5 protein-coding genes are annotated in these 7,200 nt (G+C 51.2%); all 5 read right to left on the bottom strand.

The window, feature by feature from the left end; genetic code table 11:
* Window positions 1–396: 396 nt before the first annotated feature.
* Window positions 397–1,302, bottom strand: coding sequence for a DUF6708 domain-containing protein (locus ACODSZ_RS14585; RefSeq protein WP_488927880.1), 906 nt, complete (start codon window positions 1,300–1,302; stop codon window positions 397–399).
* A complete protein-coding gene (locus tag ACODSZ_RS14580) occupies window positions 1,299–2,246 on the bottom strand; it encodes a DUF6708 domain-containing protein (protein ID WP_008332265.1) in 948 nt (315 codons plus the stop codon). Before ACODSZ_RS14580 ends, ACODSZ_RS14585 begins: the two co-directional genes overlap by 4 nt.
* Window positions 2,247–2,526: 280 nt before the next feature.
* Complete coding sequence (locus ACODSZ_RS14575) at window positions 2,527–3,279, bottom strand: putative type VI secretion system effector (RefSeq protein ID WP_488927879.1); 753 nt, start codon at window positions 3,277–3,279, stop codon at window positions 2,527–2,529.
* A 226-nt stretch (window positions 3,280–3,505) separates the two neighbouring features.
* Window positions 3,506–4,255 (bottom strand): putative type VI secretion system effector, encoded by a 750-nt coding sequence (locus ACODSZ_RS14570; protein WP_241822136.1) that lies wholly within the window; start codon window positions 4,253–4,255, stop codon window positions 3,506–3,508.
* A gap of 81 nt (window positions 4,256–4,336) precedes the next feature.
* The gene (locus tag ACODSZ_RS14565) at window positions 4,337–7,198 is read right to left on the bottom strand and encodes a T6SS effector BTH_I2691 family protein (RefSeq protein WP_488927878.1); all 2,862 of its coding nucleotides are present in this window, start codon (window positions 7,196–7,198) and stop codon (window positions 4,337–4,339) included.
* Window positions 7,199–7,200: the final 2 nt, after the last annotated feature.

Here is a 7,200-nt window from a genome sequence, read left to right as displayed (position 1 = left end):
TTCATCCCAAACGGGACTCGCTCGCACTCACGCCTATTGATGAAATGGGTTCTAGTGAACTTTTCGTTTGAATTGATCTACGTAATCTGTCACGGGTAATCCCATAGCAGCTAGCTGTCGCTGATCGCATGGATGTCGGCGAGCGTAGGAAAATCTAAATCGCGACTGACGTCTGCCTGATGGTCGGGTAAATCCTCGTACCAATGTTGATTGGACGGATTAAAACGGGACCGGGTACTGCTCAGCTATAACTCCTCATGGACAGCTGTTCCTGTTAGCCATGACGTTTCTTCGCCATCGAACCGGTCAATCAGGACTCTTCAGATTCCAAAACGGGCATCTACTGAACCTCAGTTGTCCAAAGAGCGATGTCTCAATTTTTCTCCAACGGCTCCATCAATCCAAGCCTTCAGGCCAGCTTGGCTGTGGAGCACATTTCATTGCAACGTAGTAGCACAGCCCTAACGGCAGCCAGATCCAGAAGAACCAGATCATCAGAAACGCAAGAATCAACTCTACCGCGCCCATATGGCGACGATAGCTCCGCCCTTCTTCTCCCGGAGCGAGATAGGGCATGTAGAAGAACAGGCTATTCAACAAGGAAATCCGTGGCTCACGTACATGTAGCGTCGGCAGATTGGATGGGCCTTGCTCCATGTACCTTCGCACATAGGACCAGATAGTCTGCAAGCCTTGGGTTGCAATGTCGTTGCCTCTGAGGGTGATCCGCTCAAGCACCTCCGTGGTTCCTGGTCGGCAAACTACCAACACCAAAGCGTATCTCACCATATAGACCTTGCCATTGAATCCGGCATGCTTGGTCAACTCGGCCTCGATGTCCGTCCAGTCGAAAGTCTTCAGCAGAAGCTTTCGGCGTGCGAAAGGTTTGAGACTGAGGCTGAAATCCTGTACGTAAATCTTTCCAGCACGACGGTCAAAACGTACAGGAAGATCACGTGGAATTCGACAGTCCAGCCAGATCAGGAACAGGCTGTAACCGGCGAGTGCAAGATTCTGAATCGTCAAGATCGTTATCACCAATACAGATCTCGGGGGTGTAAAGATAGACGTGAAGACATGTGGCGCGAACCAGCACAGTATCAGCAAGACCACCATTCCGATAAAAATGAAACCGCCTCGCAGAATGGAGGATGTGCGAGAAATATCCAGTTTATCTTGATCGACACCGATCACATCCTCTTGCAAAGCCATGACAGAAACTTCTTCCTCCGCCATCGCCGCTCGGGCCGGGAGGTCCTCATACCAGAGGGAATTCGGTGGATTAAACCGCGATGTACTCATGAAAGAATTTTCTTTTTCCCCCGCCGACTCTCTTCATCCACTTCTGCAGGCCAACGCGGCTCTGGAGCACACTTCATTGCAACGTAATGGCAAAGCCCAAGAGGCAGCCAGATCCAGAAAAACCACATCATGACCAGCGCCAGCAGCCAGTCGACTGCACCCATGCGGTTGCGAAACTGGGCGCCTTCCGTCGACGGGTCGAAATAGGGCATATAGGAAAACAAGCTGCGACGCAGAGTTACACCTTGGTGCCGCGGCTGCACTTTCGGTAAATTGACGGTCCCCTCGGCCATATAGCGACGGATGTAACTCCAAAGCACCTCCAAGCCGCGCACGGTCATGTCGTTCCCTTTTAGCGTGAGGCGATCAACCACTTGATCGGTGCCGGGTTGACAGATCACAAGAACCAGCGCATAGCGGACGACATAGGCTTTTCCGTTGTAACCGGACTGCTTGGTAATCTCGGCCTGCACGTCTTGCCAGGAAAATATCTTTAGTTTCGACCGACGGGGTGGAAACGGCATCAGACGAATTGGATAATCATAGGCATAGACCTTGCATTTATCGCGGTCGAAACGCACTGGCATATCACGCGGAATGCTGCAGTCCAGAATCATACCGAAAATGGCGCATATCATCCCCAAAGCAAGCAAACTCCAACTAATGATAGGAAAGATCAGCGCGTCATCTGGCCCGATGCTCGCCGCTACCAGGTGCATCACTACCCAAGAGAAGAACACAAGCATTACGGTGCCCACCATCAGCAAACCGCCCCGGATCACATTGCCCGCGCGCGACACTTCCAGATAGCTTTCGCTGATTGCATTGATGTCGTCAGCGAGCGTAGGGGACTCTATATCGCGACCGAAGTCTGCCTGATGGTCGGGTAAATCCTCGTACCAATGTTGATTGGGCGGATTAAAACGGGACCGGGTGCGGCTCATCTACAACTCCTCATTTTTCCTCAACGACCCGCAGGCGCGCTGTGCCTTCGCGGTTTTTGAGAGCGCGTATCTCGTTGGAGAAAGCGATCATTCCATCGACTCGCGGCCTGCCCGGCCAAACTTATAGAATCTTATCTTTCCAGTCAGTCTCAATAGCGCGTTATCTTCTTAATGGTTTATATAATTTTCCATAGCCGCATCTGTCAGTCATGCATCATCATTTATGCAACTAGCGGATTTGATAATTCTCCCAAAATCCTGGAAAGGGACCGAACAGCCATCAGTATTTGAAATACATCACGCCGCATTCAGGAGGATCGTTCTCGGTCTTATGCAATTTGGTGGACTTCTTCAGATCAATATTGGAAGGCGATGGCAATTCCAGTATTAGAAAGACTCTTTCAGCTAATCGTACAAATGGCATCCACTTTCTTCCTAAGCTGGCAAACATCGCCACGAAGAAAGCAACGAGGCCTAGAATAATGAACCAGCCACTAGGATCCCCCTTAAAAATTTCACCCCAGAACTCCCAAAATTTCAGGTATCCGCCAGTGATTGGCAACAAAAGGAAAAGAAGAAAAAAAGCCGGCACCAAAATAAACCACCACTTGACGATAGTCTTGATGTGTCGAATTCGTCCGCGTGAGCAATGAGGGTATAACGCTATGACTTTATCCATGGGGCGCATCATTCCATACAACTCATAATGTTCTAGTTTTTTTTCAACAGCGACGACGACCTCATCACCTTCCTTAAATGGGCTCCTCCATAGCCAGCCCTTGATCCTTTTACCATCTAATTCAAATTGAACGTAGTCGGCCTCTTCCTCCATTGCAGAAGAATAGTTCGACATGATTGCTGCATGCCCGGCCAGACCAGCAGTCGCTGACGCGACAGCAAGCACTCCAATTTTCGTCTGATCTGATTCAGTAAACACGAAGCTCGCACTTAGTCTTTTTCTATCATAAGAGCTTATTTTTCCTGAGAGCTTCAGAAGCGGTATTTCGTTTGAATGGCTTACGTAATTGGTCATAAGAATATCCGTCGGCCGGGGAACGATAAAATAGACCCAGGCAAATGATATCGAATATTTATTGGCGCCGATCTCTGAAACGATTTAGCAAGCATTACCATCCTGTCGCACACATTTTCTTTAATACGGAAGTGGTCGCTGATTTATTGTCCGTACGCAATCCGGGCCGTCCGATAAATGCTGTACTGAATTCCTTCGGCAGATTTTCTCACCAAGACCACGATTCCTAATATTTGAAATACATCACTCCACATTCAGGCGGATCATTCTCTGTCTTGTGTAATTTGCTAGATTTCTTCAAATCGATCTTGGAAGGCGATGGCAATTCCAGTATTCGAAAGACCCTTTCGGCCAATCGTACAAATGGCATCCATTTTCGTGCCAGGTGTCCAACAATAAGCGCCGATGCCAACCAGCCAGCTCCAATTATCAGAAATCCCTGCGGGAAATTGAAATAGAAGTCACCCCATATCCCCAGAGGTCCAGCACCGATCAACCAACCCAGCAGAATCCCCGCAAAAAAGAAATAGATAGCTAAATAGCCAACCCACTTCGCAGCGTTCCTGACATGAGTCGCGCGCCCTCGCGAGCAATGAGGATATAGAGCAATAACCCGATCAGAGGGCCTTGCGACGGCAAATAGTTCGTAGTGATCGTCGCGTTTCTGAGCAGCCACCTCTACAATATCGCCCTCTTGGAAAGGGCTGCGCCATACCCATCCACTTAACGACTTGCCATCCAAGTCGAACTCAATGAAATCGGCCTCTTCCTCCAGTGAGGTAGCATAGTTAGCCATGATCGCGGCTTGTCCAGCCAAACCGGAAGCTGCCGACAGGACGGCCATTGCACCAATTTTTGCTTGATCCCCCGAGGTGAAGAAGAAGCTAGCGCTTTCCCTCGTCTTCTTGTAATTGGAGATACAGCCTCTCAGCTTTAGAGTAGGTCCAGAATCAGGGTGTGTAACGTATTCAGCCATAGTCTTTCAGTCGTGCAGTTTCATTTTTTTAACAGTGGGCTTCGATTCATTTTCCCAAAACCGAACATCGACCTTCTTCGCCTAGTCCGCTGGTGGCAAACCAATCGCAACGAGCGCTTGATTCAATCCGGAACTTTGCTCCTTCAATGAATGAAACGCTGATTTTTCGTTATGGTCTTCTCCAAAAACACATAGCGCACACCATGATTGAAGATCATCGTCGCTGAATATCCAGATCAATACCTGGATGGTGAAGATAGCCACGCCTACCCAGAAGCCTGCAGCCATCAGCAGGATACGTGCGGCAATCAAGGCCACTTCTCGTTCAGCAACAACTTGGGCTGTCAAACTGAGAGTCGCCCTCACAGTCAACTGGCGAATAAGGGGTGTTGAGTACGTCATCGCAGTGGCCGTCGACAACAAAACGCTTCCAGATCCGAAGACAACCTTGAGGAAATATAGCGAAGCCATTCCTCTCTTGCCCATCTCCCAATTCTTTTTCATATCCAGCGTATCAAACACTACTCCTATTGCAGCAGTCGCTGCACCCAACGTTCCACCAACAAGCTTAAGCCGCTGGTAACTCCACAAGCTGGCACCCTTGTCGAATTCTCCCTTGGCATTCTGCGTCATGTTTTTCAGAATACCTCCGGCCACATCAAACAGACCACTAGTAATGGTCATGCCAGAGGCCACCAGCCCCCACCAGCTCTTCGCATCTCCTTTTTCTATGCAGGCATGCGCCATCTTGGAGAAGTTAACCCCCTCAATGATCATCACCAGCAGCGCGGCTCGTACGTCTTTGATCGCGGTGGGCGCCTTCTCACTTTTCTTGAAGTCCTCCCAAGCTCGACGCATGCTTTCAGTCTGTGCATTGCGCATGGCTGGCTGATCACTGGCCAGAAACGCACGTGCAGTGCGCAAGCGTTCGATAGTCTGCTGCCTGATCACGCCGTCATTCCTGGCTTGCGCCTGAATTAGCTGCAAAGAATCCAGTGGATTGACGAGTGCTCGCACACTCAGCATGTGCTGCACCATTTTTTCGCCAACGTAATCAAGCGTGCTTGCCAACTTGAATTCCCTCATGATGGCATCGCCGACCGTCATGATCTTCAGGTCGACCCCGAAAATCTCGATCGGCTTGACCCTGACGTTGAATGCCATGGAGCCCTTTTCGGAGGCGGCATTGGTATTGGCGTTGTAGATGCCAATAGCTTTCTTATAGGTGTCGGCGAGGGTCTTCAGGCTCTTTTGACCGATGGCAATCCAATCGACCGTGCTCGCCAGGATCTTCTTCTCATTGTTTTGCTTGGCCTCCTGCAGGTACGCATCCAACTCAGGCATCGCGTCAATCTGGTTCAAGGCCATGGCGCGCCACAGGAGGTTGGTCTCGGTCGTTTTCAGCTCCTTGACCCAAGCAGCAATCTTGTCCTGTCCCACATTGCTATGGTTCATGCCGAAGATCGCCCTGCCCACCTGATCATCGAACACCACACCGTCGCTGACACTCCTTCCATGGAATTCTGTAAACGCATCAATCAGATTCTTCGCTTCAAGCCAGTTCACCAGATCCCCGGTACGATCATTGGCGATCTTGGTTACGTCATCCTGGAAAGCGTTGTAATTCTTCTTGAAGTCTGAATAGCGCTTCTTGTCCAACCTCTTTTCATATTTTGACCAGGCGCTGGTTCTGGCATCCTCGATATTTCTCACGCCATTCTTGTCCCGCGTGCTTACGAAGTCATCTGCCTGCTTTCGCAACTTTGCCAACTCGGCACTACGCTGAGGCTCTGGCATCGTATTGACATGATCGAGATAGGTCGGCTGGATAACGACAGTCGGAACTTGCTTGTGCCTCAGTTCATCAATGAAGTCGCTAATCTCGTTGGCCTTGGCCTGGTCGACCGGAGGCAGCTTGGAAGCGTACTGGCGCCGACCGGTGGTATCCGGCTGAGACATGCTGTGGCTCTTCATGTCCTGCTGGAAGCTGTCCTGCGCATCGGCGGCCCGTTGGCCCAGGACCTCCTTGAGTCCATCAATGGCCATCATCGCAGAGACCTCCATCTGCAATTCTTCCATGTACTTTTCCGACCAGCCGACAACATCGTTACGGAAGCCGTTGAGTTCATGAACAATCCCGACGGCATCCCACACCCCCATGACCAGCGGCAGATGGTCTTTGCCTTTAGGGTTCTTTCCGATCTCGGTCATCAGCTTGGAGACGGGCTCGCTCTGCCCACTGCGCTCAACGACTGTGTAAATGGTGCTCTGCTTTTTGAGCACGTCAGCAAAATAGCTGCCATTCCTGGAAGGCCGGCTGATCTTCGGTACGACCTTTGGATTCACGCTATCCGCACGGAAGCCTGGCTTGTATTCAAGAATCTGCTCGATTTTCGCCTTTGTCGCCGGCAACCCGTGGCGATAACCGCCTGTCGCAATCCAGGTGGCGGGCAGGAAGGTCTGCATGCGCCGGTCACGCAGCTTGGCGTCCTTCTCGAAGTCTGCCAGCGTCTCGGCACTCCAGATATGCTCCGAGAAAGCGATCCAGACTCGCTTGCACTTCTCGGGAGATTCGATCGTGATGACCGAGGCTGGGAGGTTGTGCCCGTTGCGTGAGCACTGCGGCTCCTCGCTCACGGCCTTGATGGCGCTGGTCGAAGGCATCTTCCACAATGTACCTTCCTCCGAAACGCCGTACACCTCCCATTTGATGTGACTGCCGCGCGGATGCTTCTCATGAAAGACGTAAAGGAATCCAGCCCTTAAGGCGCGCAACGCATATTTGTGATGATTCAGCCTGACGCTAGTTACCTTGTTGCCCAAGGGGGCTGGCAAGGTCGCATCGACGTGCATCGGCACCACGGCGTAGCGCGCCGGCAGGATGGCAAGGCCACTCTTGTTGCAGTTGGGGCACTGCGGATTCTGGGGGTTGTTGCAAGCCATAG

It is taken from the genome of Herbaspirillum sp. FG34 (assembly GCF_057809315.1).
The sequence above is the reverse complement of the archived record's forward strand: the minus strand, read 5'-3'. Positions and strand labels throughout refer to the sequence as shown.

What these genes read in the sequence shown, in the direction of transcription:
- ACODSZ_RS14575 (WP_488927879.1), bottom strand. Translation starts at nt 3,279, where the DNA reads ATGACCAATTACGTAAGCCATTCAAACGAAATACCGCTTCTGAAGCTC.
- ACODSZ_RS14570 (WP_241822136.1), bottom strand. Translation starts at nt 4,255, where the DNA reads ATGGCTGAATACGTTACACACCCTGATTCTGGACCTACTCTAAAGCTG.
- ACODSZ_RS14585 (WP_488927880.1), bottom strand. Translation starts at nt 1,302, where the DNA reads ATGAGTACATCGCGGTTTAATCCACCGAATTCCCTCTGGTATGAGGAC.
- ACODSZ_RS14565 (WP_488927878.1), bottom strand. Translation starts at nt 7,198, where the DNA reads ATGGCTTGCAACAACCCCCAGAATCCGCAGTGCCCCAACTGCAACAAG.
- ACODSZ_RS14580 (WP_008332265.1), bottom strand. Translation starts at nt 2,246, where the DNA reads ATGAGCCGCACCCGGTCCCGTTTTAATCCGCCCAATCAACATTGGTAC.